General features: G+C 70.4%; 21 protein-coding genes. 11 read left to right on the top strand and 10 right to left on the bottom strand.

From position 1 onward, the window contains the following. The first annotated feature begins 138 nt into the window (after positions 1–138). A complete protein-coding gene (locus tag MED01_RS20260) occupies positions 139–732 on the top strand; it encodes an HD domain-containing protein (RefSeq protein ID WP_238670121.1) in 594 nt (197 codons plus the stop codon). A gap of 6 nt (positions 733–738) precedes the next feature. Here MED01_RS20260 and MED01_RS20255 read toward each other — a convergent pair whose 3' ends face one another. From MED01_RS20255 to MED01_RS20240, 4 genes are all read right to left on the bottom strand, one after another. Then, entirely contained in the window at positions 739–1,959 is a 1,221-nt protein-coding gene (locus tag MED01_RS20255) for an MFS transporter (protein ID WP_238670120.1), read from the bottom strand. A gap of 73 nt (positions 1,960–2,032) precedes the next feature. Then, entirely contained in the window at positions 2,033–2,512 is a 480-nt protein-coding gene (locus MED01_RS20250; protein ID WP_238670119.1) for a hypothetical protein, read from the bottom strand. Between the two features lie 9 nt (positions 2,513–2,521). Beyond that, positions 2,522–2,995 carry a GNAT family N-acetyltransferase gene (locus MED01_RS20245; RefSeq protein ID WP_238670118.1) on the bottom strand — a complete coding sequence of 158 codons (474 nt, stop codon included), beginning with the start codon at positions 2,993–2,995 and terminating at the stop codon, positions 2,522–2,524. Between the two features lie 10 nt (positions 2,996–3,005). Continuing rightward, positions 3,006–3,608 carry a TetR/AcrR family transcriptional regulator gene (locus MED01_RS20240; protein ID WP_372493690.1) on the bottom strand — a complete coding sequence of 201 codons (603 nt, stop codon included), beginning with the start codon at positions 3,606–3,608 and terminating at the stop codon, positions 3,006–3,008. A 137-nt stretch (positions 3,609–3,745) separates the two neighbouring features. Between MED01_RS20240 and MED01_RS20235 the strand changes: the two genes are divergently transcribed. The 5 genes from MED01_RS20235 (at position 3,746) to MED01_RS20215 (ending at position 7,954) form a co-directional block, all read left to right on the top strand. Continuing rightward, entirely contained in the window at positions 3,746–4,765 is a 1,020-nt protein-coding gene (locus MED01_RS20235) for an aldo/keto reductase (RefSeq protein WP_238670117.1), read from the top strand. Between the two features lie 48 nt (positions 4,766–4,813). Further along, positions 4,814–5,368 (top strand): Uma2 family endonuclease, encoded by a 555-nt coding sequence (locus MED01_RS20230; RefSeq protein ID WP_238670116.1) that lies wholly within the window; start codon positions 4,814–4,816, stop codon positions 5,366–5,368. 41 nt (positions 5,369–5,409) lie between these two features. Further along, the gene (locus MED01_RS20225; protein WP_238670115.1) at positions 5,410–6,204 is read left to right on the top strand and encodes a class I SAM-dependent methyltransferase; all 795 of its coding nucleotides are present in this window, start codon (positions 5,410–5,412) and stop codon (positions 6,202–6,204) included. Positions 6,205–6,647: 443 nt separating this feature from the next. Then, positions 6,648–6,917, top strand: coding sequence for a hypothetical protein (locus MED01_RS20220; protein WP_124859437.1), 270 nt, complete (start codon positions 6,648–6,650; stop codon positions 6,915–6,917). Then, positions 6,917–7,954 carry a hypothetical protein gene (locus MED01_RS20215; protein WP_238670114.1) on the top strand — a complete coding sequence of 346 codons (1,038 nt, stop codon included), beginning with the start codon at positions 6,917–6,919 and terminating at the stop codon, positions 7,952–7,954. The genes MED01_RS20220 and MED01_RS20215 overlap by 1 nt, the downstream gene beginning before the upstream one ends. 47 nt (positions 7,955–8,001) lie before the next feature. Here MED01_RS20215 and MED01_RS20210 read toward each other — a convergent pair whose 3' ends face one another. Next, the gene (locus tag MED01_RS20210; protein ID WP_238670113.1) at positions 8,002–8,532 is read right to left on the bottom strand and encodes an SRPBCC family protein; all 531 of its coding nucleotides are present in this window, start codon (positions 8,530–8,532) and stop codon (positions 8,002–8,004) included. Further along, entirely contained in the window at positions 8,533–8,844 is a 312-nt protein-coding gene (locus MED01_RS20205) for an ArsR/SmtB family transcription factor (RefSeq protein ID WP_238670112.1), read from the bottom strand. It lies immediately after the preceding gene. Positions 8,845–8,942: 98 nt separating this feature from the next. Here MED01_RS20205 and MED01_RS20200 point away from each other — a divergent pair, with 98 nt between their 5' ends. Continuing rightward, on the top strand, positions 8,943–9,872 hold the full coding sequence (locus MED01_RS20200; protein WP_238670111.1) for an LLM class F420-dependent oxidoreductase: 930 nt from the start codon (positions 8,943–8,945) through the stop codon (positions 9,870–9,872). 33 nt (positions 9,873–9,905) lie between these two features. Here the strand turns inward: MED01_RS20200 and MED01_RS20195 are convergent, their stop codons facing one another. Next, entirely contained in the window at positions 9,906–10,328 is a 423-nt protein-coding gene (locus MED01_RS20195; protein WP_238670110.1) for a hypothetical protein, read from the bottom strand. Positions 10,329–10,478: 150 nt separating this feature from the next. Here MED01_RS20195 and MED01_RS20190 point away from each other — a divergent pair, with 150 nt between their 5' ends. Then, positions 10,479–11,201, top strand: a complete 723-nt coding sequence (locus MED01_RS20190; RefSeq protein WP_238670109.1) for a hypothetical protein — start codon at positions 10,479–10,481, stop codon at positions 11,199–11,201. After that, positions 11,198–12,469, top strand: coding sequence for an FAD-binding protein (locus MED01_RS20185; RefSeq protein WP_238670108.1), 1,272 nt, complete (start codon positions 11,198–11,200; stop codon positions 12,467–12,469). The genes MED01_RS20190 and MED01_RS20185 overlap by 4 nt, the downstream gene beginning before the upstream one ends. Here the strand turns inward: MED01_RS20185 and MED01_RS20180 are convergent. The 3 genes from MED01_RS20180 to MED01_RS20170 are packed head-to-tail and all read right to left on the bottom strand — an operon-like array spanning position 12,454 to position 15,798. Then, the gene (locus MED01_RS20180) at positions 12,454–13,599 is read right to left on the bottom strand and encodes a site-2 protease family protein (RefSeq protein WP_238670107.1); all 1,146 of its coding nucleotides are present in this window, start codon (positions 13,597–13,599) and stop codon (positions 12,454–12,456) included. The two genes, MED01_RS20185 and MED01_RS20180, sit on opposite strands and share 16 nt — an antisense overlap. 19 nt (positions 13,600–13,618) lie before the next feature. Beyond that, positions 13,619–14,887 carry a 7-cyano-7-deazaguanine synthase gene (locus MED01_RS20175; RefSeq protein WP_238670106.1) on the bottom strand — a complete coding sequence of 423 codons (1,269 nt, stop codon included), beginning with the start codon at positions 14,885–14,887 and terminating at the stop codon, positions 13,619–13,621. Positions 14,888–14,928: 41 nt separating this feature from the next. Then, positions 14,929–15,798: a hypothetical protein gene (locus MED01_RS20170; RefSeq protein WP_238670105.1), complete on the bottom strand. Its 870-nt coding sequence runs from the start codon at positions 15,796–15,798 to the stop codon at positions 14,929–14,931. Positions 15,799–16,062: 264 nt separating this feature from the next. On the opposite strand from MED01_RS20170, the gene MED01_RS20165 reads away from it, so the two are divergent. Together MED01_RS20165 and MED01_RS20160 are read left to right on the top strand one after the other, a co-directional pair. Then, on the top strand, positions 16,063–16,470 hold the full coding sequence (locus MED01_RS20165; RefSeq protein ID WP_238670104.1) for a hypothetical protein: 408 nt from the start codon (positions 16,063–16,065) through the stop codon (positions 16,468–16,470). A 182-nt stretch (positions 16,471–16,652) separates the two neighbouring features. Beyond that, a complete protein-coding gene (locus tag MED01_RS20160; RefSeq protein WP_238670103.1) occupies positions 16,653–17,114 on the top strand; it encodes a hypothetical protein in 462 nt (153 codons plus the stop codon). The last annotated feature ends 67 nt before the right edge of the window (positions 17,115–17,181 follow it).

Raw genomic sequence — 17,181 nt, 5'->3', positions numbered from 1 at the left:
GACACCGGGCCGGGGTCAACCCGTCCCACCGCTCGCACCATGATCAAGTGATGAAAAGTAGCTTTGAGCGCCGTTCCTGACCTATTTTTCATCACTTGATCAACGGATCGCACGGCGGTTGGTCGTACCCTTGCCGCGGTGACGTCCGATTTGTTGCGCCGTGCCCTCACCGCACCCGCGGACCCGCCGCTACGGCCCCTGCCCGACCAGGCCGTCGCCCTACTGGAGGCCCTGCACGCGCCGCCGCGCCTCGCCGCGCACCTGCGGGCCGTGCACGACGTGGCCGCGCAGCTCACCGCCGCGATGGCGCACCGGTTCCCGCAACTCCCGTTCGACAGCGAGGCGGTGCTCTTCGGCGCCGCCACCCACGACCTCGGCAAGGTCCGGCATCCGGAGGAGTTGTCCGGGCCCGGGTCCGCGCACGAGCCCGCCGGTTACGAGTTGCTGCTTCAGCACGGCGTCGCCGAGGCCTCGGCCCGGTTCGCGCGCGACCACGCGTCCTGGCACCGGGACGGCATCGGCGTCGACGACCTGCTGGTCAGCGTGGCCGACAAGGTGTGGAAGGGAAAGCGGGTCACCGACCTGGAAGAGTTGCTCGTGGACCGGCTTGCCGACGCCACCGGCCGCGAGCGCTGGTCGGTCTTCCTCGACCTGGATGACATCCTCGACCGGATCGCCGCCGACGCGGACCGTCGACTCGCCTTCCAGGCGACCCATCCGGTACGCGGCTGACCCCGGTCAGCGGCTCGCCGGACCCGTTCCCGCCGTTCGGCGTGGTGTGGAGGCGGTAGGAGTTTCGTCGGGTGGCGTCGACCGGCGGCGGATCGTGGCCACCACCGCGGCGGTCAGGCAGATCGCCGCGGCGGCCATGAGCGGCGGGCGGGCGCCGAGGTGGACGGCCGCGGAGCCGAGCGGGATCGCGACGACGAGTGGTCCGAACATCGCGGTGTTGGCTGTCGCGGAGACCCGGCCCAGCAGCGCCGACGGCGTGTGGGTCTGCACGGCGGTCACCGCCGCGACCAGGGTCCAGGGCAGCCCGACGCCGGCCACCATCGCCCCGACGACGGTGGCCGGCCACCACGGCAGGCAGCGCGCCAGGCAGCCGATCGCGAACAGCGCCGTCCCGGCGACACCGACGGCACCGGGACCTCTCGCCGCGATGAGCCGGCCGACGATCAGGCCACCGAGAATGGAACCGGCGCCCTGCGCGCTGGCCAGCACACCCAGGAACGTCGTCGGCAGGCGCAGCTCGGTGACGACGATCGCGTAGATTCCCGCGGTCGTGAAGCCGGACATGGCGATCGACACCGCGGCGAGCACGACCGGCAGTCGGGTCGCTCGCTGTCCGAACAGGACCACCAATCCGGTACGCGGCCCGTCGCCACGTTCGGTGGGCCGGTCGGTGGGCGTCCGGTCCAGGCGAAGGAGCGCGTACAGGGTGGCGACCAGGACCGGCATTGCCGCACTGAGGGCGGCGGCAGCATGGCCGCCCCGCCACGCGTAGAGGCCGGCCCCGGCCAGGGGAGCGACGAGCTTCATGCCCTCCTGCGCGCTGGAGCGCCACCCGTTGACGTCGCCGAGTTCGGCTGGCGCGAGTGCCGACGGCAGCAGCGCCGTCTCGCCGGCGTCGATCAGCACGTAGCTGACGCCGTAGGCGCACGAGACGGCGAAGATGAGCCAGGTCTGCCCCGCCCCGCGCACCGCAAGGAGCGCCAGCAGGGCGGCTGCCAGCACGAGGTTGACGGCGATGACCAGCGGTCGCCGGGGTGCCCGGTCGAGCAGACCGCCCAGCCACGGGCCGGCGAGCACCGGGGCGTAGACGCAGAGCCCGGCGAGGGCGGCGAGGCTGGTGGAGCCGGTGAGGTCCAGGATCCAGATGCCGGCGACCAGGGACATGGCGCTGCTGCCGAAGCCGGACAGCAGGGAGATCGCCACGAACAGGCAGGCGTTGCGACGCATGAGCACTCCGAGTTGAGTCGAGGTGACTCATCCTCGAGCTTGAGCCAGGCGCAGGCAATGCCGCTGGGAAATGTCAACGATCCATTGACAGGGCGAGATTGATCTTCGTTGCGGCGCTCCGGGCGGGCGCTGGCAGTCGCTCACCCGCTTCGGCGAGATCGGTGGCGAGGAGCACTGCCAACGCGTGCAGCGAGCCCGGGGCGGCGTCCAAGGCGGCGTCCACCGTGCTCCGGACGAGCGCAGCCCGACGAAATCGGCTGTCCCACCGCTGATCGGCGCCGATCCACCGGCCGAGATCGGCCACCGCCGCCCGCAACGCCGCGATCTGCGCAGGCATCCGCAGGTCGAGCTGCTGCCGCCGCGACCACCGCGCCGCCACCAGTCGTTGTCGACGTTGCTCGGCGGCCTGGCGGCTGCCGAGGCCGAGGGCGGTCGCGATCTGGGCCCATGTCGCACCGTCGTGGCGCGCGCGGTCGATGATCTCCAGCTCCTGCTCGTCCAGGCGGGCGCGGGCAGCGCGGACCTCCGCCAACCGAGCCAGCCCCGACGTCATATGTCAACGTTACATTGACACTGGCCGGGCCTCGGCGGTGATCGTCCTGGGAGCGCGGACCATGAACACGTCCACCGGATCCTCGGTGTCGACTGCGAAACCGTGCCGCTCGTACAGCCTCCGGGCCCGGCTGCCCCGCAGCACGTTCAGCCGCACCGGCGTGCCGGCACTGTCGCACCGATCCAGCAGCTCGCGCAGCACCGCCGTGCCGATGCCGCTGCCCTGTAGCCGCGGGGCCAGGTAGAAGTGCTCCAGCCAGTGGGCGTCCGCGTCGGGCCGCAGCGCCACGCAGCCGGCGAACGCGCCGCCCACCTCGACGACCCAGCTGTACGCCGGTGCGAAACCGTCCCGCAGGCGCTGCCGCACCCGCTGTTCGTCGTACCGCCCGAGCCGCTCCAGATCGGCCCGCAGCACCACCGCCCGCAACTCGGCCACCGCCTCGACGTCCGCCGCCGAGGCCGGCCGAAGCTCCCAGTCCTTCATGATCAATAAGTTAGCGCGGCCCGGCGCTCTGGCGTTGACGCAGCCCCGCGACGAGGAGTTCGACCATGCGACGCGCGTCGTAGCGGGGTTGACCAGCGCCGATGCAGAGATTGCCGACACCGCGCAGCAACTCGAAGGCTGTCACGTCGGGGCGGATCTCGCCCGCTGCGGCAGCGGCGTCGAGCAGTTGGGCGCACACCGGCACGAGGCGGTCCAGGAAGTAGGCGTGCAGCGTCTCGAAGGCCGCGTTGTCGGACTGCAGCGCCTCGGCGAGGCCGTGCTTCGTGACCAGGAAGTCGACGAAGAGGTTGATCCATTGCGCGAGTGCGGCATGCGGTGTGTCGCTGTCGGCCAGCAGTGTCGGGCCGGCCTGCGCGCATGCCTCGACCTGGTGCCGGTAGACGGCGACGATGAGGTCGGCGCGGGTCGGGAAGTGGCGGTAGATGGTGCCCACACCGACGCCGGCCCTGGCGGCGATGTCCCGTACCGGCGCGTCCACGCCCGCGCTGACGAAGGCCGCGGCGGCGGCGTCCAGCAGCGTCGCTTCGTTTCGCCGGGCGTCGGCCCGCTTCCGCGGGCTCGGCCGTCCTGATCCGCTGTCGATGTCGGCCACCGCGCCGTTACCCCCGTCACTCGCCTTGGCAAACGGAACGCTGTTCCGTATTGTTCTTAGCGGAACATGGTTCCACTTGTTCAGGATGCCAGAGCCTGTGGGCCAGCGCCACATCACCCTTCAGTGGAGGAACAGCCATGCAGTACCGCACCCTGGGGCGCACCGGCGTCCAGGTCAGCACCCTCGTGCTCGGCGCGATGAACTTCGGCAAGCTGGGACACACCAGCCAGCGCGAGGCGACGGCGATCGTCGACGCCGCGCTGGAGGCCGGAATCAACCTGATCGACACCGCCGACATGTACAGCCAGGGCGAGTCCGAGCAGATGGTCGGCACTGCCATCGCCGGCCGTCGCGACGACATCGTGCTGGCCACGAAGGCCGGCATGCCGATGGGCGACGAGCGCAATCAGCGGGGCAGCTCGCGCCGCTGGCTGGTCACCGAGTTGGACAACAGCCTGCGCCGTCTCGGCGTCGACCACGTCGACCTCTACCAGATCCACCGGTGGGACCCGACCACCAGCGACGAGGAGACCCTGTCGGCGCTGACCGACCTGCAACGGGCGGGAAAGATCCGCTACTTCGGTTCCTCGACCTTCCCCGCGTACCGCATCGTGCAGGCCGAGTGGGCCGCGCGGGAGCACCACCTGAGCCGGTACGTCACGGAGCAGCCCAGCTACTCGATCCTGCAACGAGGGATCGAGGCCCACGTCCTGCCAGTGACCGAGCAGTACGGGCTGGGCGTGCTGGCCTGGAGTCCGCTCGCCTCGGGCTGGCTCTCCGGCGCGATCCGCGCCGGCCGGGAGATCACCACCAGCCGCTCGACGCTCCTGCCCGCCCGCTTCGACCTCAGCGTCCCGGCCAACCAGGCCCGGCTCGACGCCGTCGAGCGGCTGGCCACCGTCGCCGACGAGGCGGGGCTCACCCTGATCCAACTCGCACTCGGGTTCGTCACCGCGCACCCGGCCGTGACCAGCGCGATCATCGGCCCCCGCACCATCGACCACCTGCACGCCCAACTCGCCGCCGCGGACACCGTGCTCCCGGCCGACGTGCTGGACGCGATCGACGCCATCGTCGCACCGGGGGTCGATCTTGCCGCCGACGAGAAGTTCGACACCCCGCCCGCCCTGCTCGACCCGGCGCGGCGGCGTCGCTGAGCCTTCGGGTGCGGTGGTCGGCGCCAGTGGTCCCCTAGGATGAGACCCATGAGCGCTGAGGCTGTCGGCATGCACATGCCAGCCGTTGTGACGCTCGACGACGTGGCGGCGATGAACGCTGCCGATCCGAACGGTCACCGCTACGAGACCAGCCCCGAGGGGGTCCTGTCGGTCATGCCGCCGCCAGATTCGGAACACGCCATGATCGCTAGTCGCCTCTTCGCCTGGCTGATCGTGGCGGGGTGGCCCGCCGAGCAGGTGCTTCAGGCAGTCGGTGTGCGCATCTCCGGACCGGACGGTGACGGTGGTCGTATCCCTGATGTGAGTGTCTGGCGTAAGCCGCCCTCCCGCAGCGTCTGGGCCACGGTCACCGACGTCGTACTCGTCGTGGAGATCGTCTCGCCGGGCTCCGAGGCGATGGACTCGGTGACCAAGGTCCGGGAGTACGCGTCGGCGGGGATCCCGCAGTACTGGGTGGTCGATCGGGACGCCGCGCAGACGGTCACCCTGCACCGGCTGAACGGGGATGGCACCTACGAGGCGCAGGCACGGATGCCGCTGGCCTGGCTGCTCCAGACCGCCCCCGCCGACCATCTCGACTGAACGCCGGCATCGGCAGCCCCGGCCTGTCGTATCGTTCCGGGATGGTGCAGCCGGTGTGGGCGGACGGTGACGCGTACGAGGCGTACGTGGGTCGGTGGAGCCGCCTGGTCGCTGTGGACTTCCTGCGCGGGTTGGCCGTTGCGCCGGGGCGGCACTGGCTCGACGTGGGCAGCGGCACCGGAGCGCTGACCTCGACGATCCTCACCCACAACGATCCGGCCGAGATAACCGGCATCGACCCGTCGGAGGGTTTCGTCGCGGTCGCGCGTACCCGGGTCACCGACCCCCGGGCGGCCTTCCAGGTCGGTGACGCCCGGGCGCTGCCGCTGCCCGATCGCGTCGCGGACGTGGTGGTCAGCGGATTGACGCTCAACTTCGTGCCGGAGCCCGCGCGGGCGGTGGCGGAGTTCGCCCGGGTGGTCCGGCCGGCCGGGGTGGTGGCCGCCTACGTGTGGGACTACGCCGAGGGGATGGCGATGATGCGGCACTTCTGGGCCGCCGCCGCACAGCTCGACCCGACCTCGATCGAGCGGGACGAGGGCAGACGCACCACTGTGGGCCAGCCCGACACGCTCCGCACGCTGTGGGAGCGGGCCGGATTGCGGGACGTGTCGGTCTGGCCGGTCGACGTACCGACGACCTTCACCGACTTCGCCGACTACTGGACGCCGTTCCTCGGCGGTCAGGGGTCGGCGCCGGGGTACGTCGCGACGTTGGCCGAATCCGACCGGGCCGCGCTGCGCGAGTCGCTGGCCACGCGGCTGCCGGTCGAGCCGGACGGGTCGATCCGGCTCACCGCGCGGGCCTGGGCCGTGCGCGGGACGCCGCCCGAGTAACCGTCGCGCCGCACCCTTCCGGGCCCTTGTCGCAATTCGGACAAGACGGTAAAGCCCCTGGTAGAGCACCCTTGGGGCAGGTGGAGGTAGACGGGTGGCGGGCCACATCCCGATCCTCCGGCCCGGTGGGGACAACATCGTCCGCACCGGTGCCGCCCTCACCCAGCCCGGCCTCGAAGCCGTGGCGGTCACGGCACAGCCGCCGTGCCGATCGCGCGTACGACAGGGCGTGGCTGTCACCGACACCCCTGCGGGCGCCCGCAGCGGTGCCTCCGCCCATCGGGACAGGGACGTCTGCACCACAGGCAGTCAGGCAGCGCCGTCCGCCGGTAGTGCCTATCGTCCCCGTGCCCCGCCGGCCTTTCGCACTGTGGACCCCGCCGGGGTCCGGCGTAGCTCGACCGCGCGCCGAGACCCGGCGACCGAGCAAGAAAGGGCCCGACATGGCCGCTCCCACGGCAACCGCAGCCTTGAACGCATCCGTCTTCGCGCCGGGTGACCAGATGCTGCTGACCGTCACCTACTCAGACGCCGACACCAAACCGCTGACCGTCACCATCGTGGTCACCGACGCGCAGGGCAACAGCAGCGCGCCGGTCAAGGTCACGGCGGTCATCGACCCGCTCACCGTGACCGTCACCGACAACTCCGGACGTACCTGGACCCGGGTTTCCGACAACGGCTCCGTGGCCGTGTATCGGTCGGTGGCGTGATGCCCCGGGTAACCGTCCAGGTCCGCGACGCCGCCGGCAACACCGCGACGGCCGCCGCCGACTACAGCCTGGGCCAACCCGTGCTCGGCGGCTACTACCTCTCCGGCGGCGCCGACCCGACTGCCGACATGGCCGGCGGCAACTTCCGGTCACTCACCCAGTACCGCAGCCTCGCCGACGGCTTTATCTTCCCCGGCTACAACCGGCCCTGGTTGGTCAATCTGGGCAAGGCCGGTGTGCAGATGAACATGGTCCTGGAGTTGAAGCACTACGGCACCCAGAATCAGGGGTCGCAGAGCTTCACGGTGGACGGCGCCACCTACACGGTGCCGCCGCCATCGATGACCATCCAGCAGCGAGCCGGTACGACCTGGCCGAAGGCGTACGGGTACGACCAGGTGCTCAAGGGGCAGTGTGACGGGTTGTTCGCCCGCGCACTGTCGCAGTACCGGACGCTCGGCTTCGGGGTGAACATCCAGCTCGCCTCGGAGTTGGACACCGACCACGAGTTCGGCACCACCGAGAACGGCAAGGCGTACACCTGGGCCGAGTCGGACGCCCGGGCGGTGCAGGCGATGAACTACATCGTCACGTGGTTCAAGGCACGGACGCTGCCGGCCGGGACGACCTTCTCGGTGGGGCTGGGCGGCTTCGACCGGGCCTGCTTCCAGCGCACCCACCCGGAGTCGCTGATGTCCCGCCTCGACTATCTCCAGTGGAACGCGTACGGCACCAACGCCAGCCACACGGCGCTGGCCCGGTTTCGTCGTACCAAGGACTGGGCGGTCGCGGATCTCGGCCCGGTGGCGCTGTCCCGACCGGTGATCATCGCCGAATGGGGGGTCAGGTCGGCCGAGATCCCGGACCAGGCGGCCTGGATCGCCACAGTGCCGGCGGCGATCGCCCAGCTCAACGCCGAGCGTGGGCCACGGATCGTGCGCACCAACTACTTCAACTCCGGGTGGGGCACCCTGACGCCGAAGGCGGTCGGGTTGGCCGCGCTCCGCGAGGCGTACGCCAAGCGGCCGTACGTCTGACCGGGTTCCGGCGGCTCCGGGCTCCGGGGCCGCCGGAACCGCGCCGGTCAGCCCTCACCGAGCCGTTCGGCGTACGCGTCGCGCAGCTCGGGCCAGCCGTGGTCCTTGGCCTCCGCGCCGCGGATCGGGCCGACCGGGTCGCCGTCGAGCAGCCGGTCGGCCACGTCGAGGCAGAGGTGCCAGCCGGCCGCGACCATCGGCAGCATGCCCCGGTCGGCGACTGTGTGCCGAAGGGTGAGCCGGGTGCCGCTGCCCAGCGGGCTCAGCTCCCAGCGCAGCAGGTCGTCGCCCCAGGTGTACTCCAGCAGGTGCGGCGGCTCGGCCCGGCGTACCGTCGCCGGGTCCTCCTGGGTGGTCTCGCCGTCGACGAGGGTGAGCACGGCCGCGCCGGCGTTGCCGAGATCGCGGTCGGCGAGGAACGGCGCCCACTGCGCGAGCTGGGCCGGGTCGGTCAGTGCCGCCCAGACGGTGGCTGGCGGATGCCGCAGGTCGCGGACGAAGACCAGTGTCGCGCCGGCGTCGGTGGGCTCGGCGCGCACGTCGGCGGGTGGGCTCGGGCGGAACGCGTCGCGGTCCATTCACTGCTCCTGACTGTCGAGGTGCCGTTCCAGGGCGTCAAGGTGTCGGGCCCAGAGCCGTCGGTACGGGTCGAGCCAGCCGTCGACGTCCCGCAGCGGGCCGGGGTCGAGGCGGTAGATCCGCTGTCGGGCTGCTGTCCGGCAGGTGACGAAGCCGGCGTCGCGAAGCACCCGCAGGTGTTTGGAGACGGCTGGCTGGCTGACCCCGAGCCCGTCGACCAACTCGCCGACGCTGCGTTCGGCGTCGAGGAGCTGATCGAGGATCCGGCGCCGGGTGGGCTCGGCGAGGACCGTGAAGGCGTCGGTGGACACCTGCCCAATATGCCTTCTCCGTCATATGACTGTCAAAGCATACGACTACAGCCGCCGTCCCGACGCGGTACCACCGATCGGCTCCCTATGCTCGGATCATGGAACTTCGGATCTTCACCGAGCCCCAGCAGGGCGCCAGCTACGACCAGTTGCTCACCGTCGCCCGCTGCGCGGAGGACGCCGGCTACGGCGCGTTCTTCCGGTCCGACCACTACCTGATGATGGGCGACGTGAGCGGTGAGCCCGGCCCCACCGACGCGTGGACCACCCTCGCCGGCCTGGCCCGGGAGACCAGCCGCATCCGGCTCGGCACGCTGATGACCGCCGCCACCTTCCGGCTGCCCGGCCCGCTGGCGATCACAGTGGCGCAGGTCGACCAGATGAGCGGCGGCCGGGTGGAGCTGGGCATCGGCACCGGCTGGTACGCCGAGGAGCACAGCGCGTACGGCATCCCCTTCCCGCCGCTGGCCGAGCGGTTCGACCGGCTGGAGGAGCAGCTCGCCGTCATCACCGGGCTCTGGGCCACGCCTACGGGGGAGCGGTTCGACCACGACGGCCGGTACTACCCGGTCCGTGACTCGCCCGCCCTGCCCAAGCCCGTGCAGCAGCCGCGTCCACCGATCCTGCTCGGCGGGACAGGCCCGAAGCGCACGCCCCGGCTGGCCGCCCGCTACGCGGACGAGTTCAACCTGCCGTTCGCCTCGGTGCCGGACACTGCGGCGCAGTTCGACAGGGTCCGCGCGGCCTGCGTCGAGATCGGCCGGGACCCGGCCGGGATGGTCTGGTCCAACGCGCTGGTGCTCTGCTGCGGACGCGACGACGCCGAGGTGGCCCGCCGGGCCGCCGTCATCGGCCGGGACCCGGACGAGCTGCGCGCCAACGGTCTGGCCGGGACGCCCGCTGAGGTGCTGGACACCATCGGCCGGTACGCGGAGATCGGCAGTGAGCGGCTCTACCTCCAGGTGCTGGACCTCAGCGATCTGGAGCACCTGGAGCTGGTCGCCAGCGAGGTGATGGCGAAGCTCTGAGTCAGCCCGATGGCGGTGGGACGACGCCGCCGGTCAGGCGCGGTGCGTGCCCGTCCCGACCGCGTTCGGGTCGCCCAGCACCGTGTCCAGCCGCCCGTCGCGGTCACTGTCCACGTAGGTGATGTCCGGGATCCCGTCACCGTCCACGTCGATCTGGACGACGTCGGCGACGCCGTCACCGTCGAGGTCGGTGACCACCTCCACCGAGCCGTCCAGGTGACGGGTCACGATCGACTGTGCGCCACCGGCGCGCGGCGGCGGGCCGGGTGCCGGCACCGGCGTCGGGGCGGGCGCCGGTGCCGGTGTCGGTCGAGGACCGGGAGTGGGCGACGGGTGGCTCGGAAACCCGCCGGCCGGCGGCGCGCTGGCCTGCTCGACCTCGGTGCCGGTGGGGTCCAGCTCCTCCTCGGAGGGGAAGACGTCACCTCGTGCGGCCGGATCGCGGTAGCTACTCATGGGCGTAGGGTTCCCCGACGACGACGAGAACAACCGTGCCCGATCGACCGGTGTCCCTGGTGCCCGGTCTGGCGGAAGATGTCGGGACCGACGCCACGGTCATGAAACGGGGGTCCGAGCGTGGAACTGCGCCGGAATCGGGGGGCCCGTGTGCTCGCCCTGGTGTGCGTACTCGGTGGAGTGCTGCTGTTGGTCTATCCCAGCGACGGCGCCCTGCTACGGACGATCATCGCGGTGGGGGCGATCGCGCTCGGCGCGGTGGCGCTGGTCAGCGCGATGCGGCCGTTCCGATTCGGGATCCACGCGGACGGGCTCACCATCCGGCGGCCGGGCCTGCGTCGGGAGATCGGGTGGGCCGAGGTGGACGTGCTGGTCCTCGACGAGCCGCCCCGGCGCGACGGCCATCCGGAGCCGCCGCGACTGCTGATGGTGCCGGTGCAGGGTGTGCCGCGTGAGCTGGTGACCGCCCGCCACCCGCTCGACGGCCGAGCGGCAGTCGAGTTGCTCGTCCTCGACCAGGTCCGTGAGCAGCCCGAGCAGGTGTCGGCCGCGCTCACCCGCTATGCCGGCGACCGGTTCGTCGACCTGCTCGCGGTGCGCCGCGCCGCCTTCGAGGCACCGGAGCTTACGGTCGGCCTGCGTGGCTACCAGATGGACCGGGTCGACCGGTTGATCCGACGCGGCCAGGACGCGCTGATGACCGGGGACACGTCAGCCCGGCAGGCGGCCCGGGGAGAGATCGAACGCGCCACCACTGCCGGTCTGCCGATCGCCCAACGTGGTTACAGCACATTCCAGACGGATACCGTTCTGGACGCCCTCGTCACCGCGTTGGCCGACCACCAGAGCACCGATCGGGAGACCGCCACATGACCGCGCAGGGATCGCACGCCGCGTCGGCCACCGACGTTCCGCGCCGCAACTGGGCCGGCAACGTGCAGTACGCCGCGAAGGCGTTCCACAGCCCCACCTCAGTCGACGAACTGCGGCGGCTCGTCGCCGGCAGCAACCGGATCCGGGCGGTGGGCAGCGGGCACTCCTTCAACCGTCTCGGCGACACCGACGGTGACCTGGTCAGCCTCGCCGGCTTGCCCCCGGTCGTCGAGGTGGACCACGAGCGGGGGCAGGTCACAGTGAGCGGCGCGCTGCGCTACGGCGACGTCGCCCGACAACTGCACACCCAGGGGTACGCGGTGGCGAACCTCGCCTCACTGCCGCACATCTCGGTGGCCGGCGCGGTGGCCACCGCCACCCACGGCTCCGGCCAGACCCACGGCAACCTGGCCAGCGCGGTCGCCGGCCTGGAACTGGTCACCGCCGACGGCGATCTGCTCCGGGTCGACCGCGGCACCGACACGTTCGCCGGCATGGTGGTCGGGCTCGGCGCGCTCGGCCTGGTCACCCGGATCACGCTGGACGTCGTGCCGACCTTCGCGCTGCGCCAGTACGTACGCCTCGACCTGGACCGGACGGCGTTGGACGAGGCACTCGGCTCGGCGTACAGCGTGAGTGTCTTCACCGACTTCCGTGAGCCCCGGCTGCGCGAGGTGTGGCGCAAGCAGTTGGCCGACCAGCCGCCACCCCCTGCGGACTGGCTGGGCACCACAGCCGCCGACCAGCCCCGGCACCCGGTGCTCGGGATGCCGGCGGAGAACTGCACCCCGCAGCTCGGCGAGCCGGGCCCGTGGCACGAGCGGCTGCCGCACTTCAAGCTCGGCTTCACCCCGAGCAGCGGCGACGAACTGCAGTCCGAGTACCACGTCGCGCGGACGGCGGCGGCCGACGCGCTCGCCGCGCTGGACGACCTGGCGGACCTGATCGCCCCGGTGCTGCTGGTGTCCGAGCTGCGCACGGTGGCGGCCGACGAGCTGTGGCTCAGCCCGAACTACCGGCGGGACAGCTTCGTGCTGCACTTCACCTGGGTCGACGACACCGCTGCGGTGCTGCCGGTGGTGGCCGCCGTGGAGGAGCGGCTGGCGCCCTTCGCGCCCCGCCCACACTGGGGCAAGGTCTTCGTCACCGACCCGGCCGAGCTGTCCGCCCGCTACCCGCGCTACGCCGACTTCGCCGCCCTCCTGACCAACCTGGACCCAAAGGCCAAGTTCCACACCGACGCCCTGGACCGCTACTTCCCCCGCTGACCGCCCTGGCCAACCAGGGTGCTGCGTTGGACAGCGCGGCTGATGTCGCTGGGGGAGACGATCCCGGTCAGGTGGCCGTTTTCGGTCACCACGAGGGCGCGGCCGTCGGCGCACTCGGAGAGTCGGGGGAGCAGGTCGTTGAGCTGTTCACCGGGCTGGGCCAGCACCAGTTCGTCGGCTCGACAGGCCACCTCGGCCAGCGTGGTCGACGCCCGCCGCTCCGGCGGCACGCCCCGCACCCGGTCGACGGTGACCAGGCCGGTCGGTCGGCCGTCCTCGGTCAGCGGCAGCGCCGAATGCCGGTACGCGAACAGGTAGTGGTCGACGAAGTCCGCGACAGTCATCTGCGCCGAGGCGGTCTGCGGCTGCGGGGTCATCACATCGCCCACCCGAATCCCGCGCAGCGCGTTGCCGGTGCGGGCCTGACGCTCCTCCATCCCGGCCGCCCCGATCAGGAACCAGCCGATCAGCGCCAACCAGAGCCCACCGAAACCGACCCCGGACAGGAACTGCCACAACCCCAGGCCGATCAGCAGCACACCCAGCACCCAGCCGGCCCGGGCGGCGACCACTGACGCTCGGGTCCGGTCACCGGTGGCCTTCCAGACAGCGGCACGCAGCAACCGACCACCGTCCAGGGGCGCGGCCGGCAGCACGTTGAAGACGGCCAGCAGCACGTTGATCCCCGCCAGCCAGGCCACCGCCCCGAACAGCAGCCCGCCCTGCCCGGCCAGCGCGAGCAGCGCCGCGATGGCACCGAAGAACGCCCCGATCAACAGGCTGACGAGCGGGCCGACGCCCGCTATCCGCAACTCCGCGCCCGGGTCACGCGGCTCGCCCCGCAACTCGGCCACACCGCCGAACAGCCACAGCGTGATGCCGTCGACCTCCAGCCCGTTGCGCTTGGCCACCACCGCGTGCGACACCTCGTGGGCGAGCAGGCCGACGAAGAAGACCACCGCCGCGGCCAGCCCGGCAAGCGTGTACGCCACCGGCGAGCGGTCGGGGTACGAACGGGGGAACTGGTTCGCGGCCAACCCCCACGCGATCAACGCGAAGATGACCAGCACGCTCCAGTTGACGCCGACCGGCACTCCCGCGACCCGGCCAAGCCGGAAACTGGCCCTCATCCCAGGCTCATACCCCTACTTAGTCTGCCCATGCCAGCCGACGAGGTGGCGTCTCGATGGGTGTGATCGGTTGCCCGTGCCGAGCGAACATCTGCCCAAGTTCCGTCCGACCGCGCTCAACGACCTCAAGCAGTGGGCCAGGGTCGATGGTGTCCGGCAGCGGAGTGTCGGTGGTCAGGTCTCGAACGGAGATGGGGCGGCACAACCACTGGTGCAGCGCCCGCCGATCGATGGCAGCCTTCTCCCGGTCGCCGAGCATCCACACATCCGTCTTGTACGGCGTGCTGTCGCTGCCGAGCGCGGAAAGAAGACCAGAATGGCGTACCAGACAGGGGTAACAGGTCCCGCAGTGATAGTGCTCGGCGACCGGTCGATCCCGTGGTGGGCGCCCACAGCTGATGGTGGCATGGGTGAGCGTTGCCGGGGCCAGACCGGCGTTCAGGGCCTGCTGGCAGACCTCTCCCTTGGTGAGGTGCAGGTACGGGTTGACGACGGTCACCCCGCCGCCGAGCGCGTCGATCAGTGAGTTGAGCAGATGCAGTGTCCTGGGATGTACGGATTTCGTAGAGCAGGCGGCCGCCCGGGCCGGTGTGAGCGGGGGATTGACGGCGAGTTGCCCGTTCTCCGGTACGACCACCTGTGGCACCCCGTGGGCGGCGGCGAGGTAGATGGCGGTGGCGAGATAGAGCAGCCCGCGGGTACGCGCGGATTTTTCCAGCTTCCTCGTGAGACGGACCTGCTGCGACGCCTTGAGCTGCTCGATGTCGCGACAGGCCGAGCTCTCGATCGCACTGAGAGTCTGGTCCTGCTTGCTGCCCCACTGGGGTTCGAAATAGGAGACGAGCAGGAGGGGGTCGGCCGCGACCTTGGCCCGCTCTGCCGCCCACGCGGTGGAATCGAGCCCTCCGGAGAACAGAGCCACTTCTCCCACCTCGGCGTAGGTGGTCCGTCCCTGCTGGGGCCATCGCTGCCCGCCGGCCCGGATGTTGATCGTCCATTGATCCGCGCTTAACGTCTCCGCGAGGCGGGACAGCAGCCGCAGCGTCGGCGGGCTCCAGACGGAGGGGTCGACCACCTCCACGGAGAGGTCGATCCTTCGGGTCCAGCCGTCGACTGCGTACTCGCGCAGCGACAGCTTGTCGGCCAGGTACACGGCTCGGGCGATCTGCAACAGGTCCTGGGCCCAGTCCGGGCGGTCCTGGGGTACCTCCGCCAATTTCTGCAACCGCTCGTCGGCGTGCTCCAGCAGTGGCCATCCGATGGTCTCCCGCTTCCTATCGGTGGACACGCCGCCCCGGGCTGCGTAGTGATACGCGAGGCTGGCCCGGCTCACGCCGCCAACTCCAATCCGCTGTCGCCGAGCCCGAGGGCCTGCGCCACGGTGGTGGTCAGCAGGTCCTTGGCGACATCGGCGAGCCGTGGTGGCTCCGGCCCATGTTTGACTGCCTCGGCGCAGGGGTTGGGCAGCACCTTGACTACCTGGTCGGCAACGAAGCCAGCCACCACATCGGTCGGGTCGAGGATGGCCAGTGCCGGTACGGCGATCTTGACGTTTTCCGCGATGAGGATGTGTACGAATTCGCCGACCACCTCACCGAAGAACGCCCGATACAACGCGCAGAACAGCTCGCCGGTGACCGGTCTTGGACGGCCAGGGTCGGCGAGCGGTCCTTCCTGAGTCACGAGGTGTTCCGCGACGCGTCGGGCGGCCCGGCGGACGGCGGCGTCCACGATGAGTTGGCCATCGCCGGCGATCTGACCGACGAACCGCCGGACGAACTCGTCGGCGTCATCCCCTACGGCCAAGTCCCCCACCAGCGAAAGATCCGCTCGCCCGAGGCCATCGAGGAACTCGATCAGCCGTCCGCCGGCCTGCTCCGCTGCCGCACGGATGCCGAACGCCTCCGGATCTGCGTTCAGGGCGTCCCGCAACGATCGCTGGTACTGGGCCGCGATCGCCTCGGCGCGCTGTTGGTCATGCTCGAGTAGTTGATCGGGTCGGCTGGTGGCGTCCGGTGTCCAGGTGCCCAGCCGGCCTTTGGCAGCGGTCCAGCTGCCGTTCTTCGGGCCTGGTAGACGCGTCGAGGTGCCCATGCCGACCTCCCGAGGGGATGGGAAGGACGTCGAGCAGAGTCTATTGATACCCAGCGTGTTTGACCAGATGCACAACGTACGCGAGTGGTGGTTTCCGCTGATCAAGCGGCGAAACGGTAAGTGCGCAGCCTGAGCCGGAACATGACGGCCGGGGCGGAAGGGTCGGCGCATGCGGGAGGATTCACCGCGCTGGGAACAGATCAACTCCAGCTCGTACATCTGGGAGCAGGACGGCCGCCCGGGAAGCCCTTGCAGATGCCCTCCTGACGCTGCTGGAACTCGACGATCCGGTAGCGGCGGACGTGCAGCGACGACTGGAAGATGTCGGCTGGGAAGAGCTAGGTGCCGGAGCGAACCGGGGAGAGCCAGATGGATGATCCGATTCTCGCGGCCATCGCGGTGGCCCTGTCGACCCGTGCCGTAGAGGGCATGGCCGACGCAGGAAAAGCAGCGTTTGCCTCGTTGGTGCGCCTTGTTCGCCGCAAGGCCGCGGACCACTCTGGCCTACGGACCTTGATCGAGGCCGAGCCAGCGTCATTGACATCCGATGACCGAGATGTTGCTCTACGGCGGGCGCTGGTCGACGCGGCCGCGCAGGATCCGCTCTTTGATCAAGAGCTACGCCGGCGCTGGGAGATCTTCCAGCAGGCAACCGTGAGGGCCGACACGGTGACCAACACGGTCTCGGGCCGCGTCGCCGGACCAGTGGTGCAGGCGCGCGACATCTTCGGCGGGGTCAATCTGGCACCACCTCCGCAACAGCGCCACGAGCCGTGATTCCGGCAAGACGGTTCTGCGCGATCTGGGTCATCAACGCCGAGCTGGCCCAGCTCAGCTCCGACCGTTCGGCGTTGGCGTTGGTGCGCGGGGTGCCCGAGTTGCCGTGAACTATCCTGGCTTGCTCGACTTGGCCGCACGTGCGCACAGGCGGCTTGTCCTTACCACCGAAAGGCACCTGCATGGCACCACCAACCAAGATCCAGAATGCGGATGAGGCCATTCGCTGGATCAAGGAGGGCCGGTCGTACGCCTGGATGACAGCGGAGCACGAGCGGAAGTACAACATCAGGATCAGCGCGTCCGGATGGAGTTACTTCCGCGGCAAGAATGGTCTCGACGCGCGCGCTGTCTCCGACGAGGAGTTGGTGCCATGGTCAGTCAAGCACCAGCACCGCAACAACTACTACCTGTACTGTCTGCGGCAGGAGGGCCGGCGACGTCACGGCAAGAAGCTCGACGAACACGCCGAGACTCGGGTCAACGCCTTTCTGCGCGACCTGGCGGAGCAGCGCGTGGTGGTTGATTACGATCCGAGCACGGAGAACGGCTTTCGCCTTGTTCTACGAGAGGCGCAGGACGAAGGCAGCCTGGTCCGACGGCCCGCGAAGACGGGTGCCCGAAGGCGGCGGGGCCCGCAGTAGGAGGACGCAGCCGTTCCTTTGACTACCTTTCGTGGCGACCGAGCCGGGTTGCCTCGGATAGCCGCCG

Source organism: Micromonospora alfalfae (assembly GCF_022230925.1).
Lineage (GTDB): Bacteria > Actinomycetota > Actinomycetes > Mycobacteriales > Micromonosporaceae > Micromonospora > Micromonospora alfalfae.
Note: the sequence above shows the minus strand (reverse complement) of the source record. Positions and strands in the feature narration are given on the sequence as shown.

Coding starts and splice junctions, on each gene's coding strand:
- MED01_RS20165 (WP_238670104.1), top strand. CDS start 16,063: ATGGATGATCCGATTCTCGCGGCCATCGCGGTGGCCCTGTCGACCCGT.
- MED01_RS20215 (WP_238670114.1), top strand. CDS start 6,917: ATGCCCCGGGTAACCGTCCAGGTCCGCGACGCCGCCGGCAACACCGCG.
- MED01_RS20180 (WP_238670107.1), bottom strand. CDS start 13,599: ATGAGGGCCAGTTTCCGGCTTGGCCGGGTCGCGGGAGTGCCGGTCGGC.
- MED01_RS20160 (WP_238670103.1), top strand. CDS start 16,653: ATGGCACCACCAACCAAGATCCAGAATGCGGATGAGGCCATTCGCTGG.
- MED01_RS20195 (WP_238670110.1), bottom strand. CDS start 10,328: ATGAGTAGCTACCGCGATCCGGCCGCACGAGGTGACGTCTTCCCCTCC.
- MED01_RS20185 (WP_238670108.1), top strand. CDS start 11,198: ATGACCGCGCAGGGATCGCACGCCGCGTCGGCCACCGACGTTCCGCGC.
- MED01_RS20210 (WP_238670113.1), bottom strand. CDS start 8,532: ATGGACCGCGACGCGTTCCGCCCGAGCCCACCCGCCGACGTGCGCGCC.
- MED01_RS20235 (WP_238670117.1), top strand. CDS start 3,746: ATGCAGTACCGCACCCTGGGGCGCACCGGCGTCCAGGTCAGCACCCTC.
- MED01_RS20225 (WP_238670115.1), top strand. CDS start 5,410: ATGGTGCAGCCGGTGTGGGCGGACGGTGACGCGTACGAGGCGTACGTG.
- MED01_RS20250 (WP_238670119.1), bottom strand. CDS start 2,512: ATGACGTCGGGGCTGGCTCGGTTGGCGGAGGTCCGCGCTGCCCGCGCC.
- MED01_RS20245 (WP_238670118.1), bottom strand. CDS start 2,995: ATGAAGGACTGGGAGCTTCGGCCGGCCTCGGCGGCGGACGTCGAGGCG.
- MED01_RS20255 (WP_238670120.1), bottom strand. CDS start 1,959: ATGCGTCGCAACGCCTGCCTGTTCGTGGCGATCTCCCTGCTGTCCGGC.
- MED01_RS20220 (WP_124859437.1), top strand. CDS start 6,648: ATGGCCGCTCCCACGGCAACCGCAGCCTTGAACGCATCCGTCTTCGCG.
- MED01_RS20200 (WP_238670111.1), top strand. CDS start 8,943: ATGGAACTTCGGATCTTCACCGAGCCCCAGCAGGGCGCCAGCTACGAC.
- MED01_RS20230 (WP_238670116.1), top strand. CDS start 4,814: ATGAGCGCTGAGGCTGTCGGCATGCACATGCCAGCCGTTGTGACGCTC.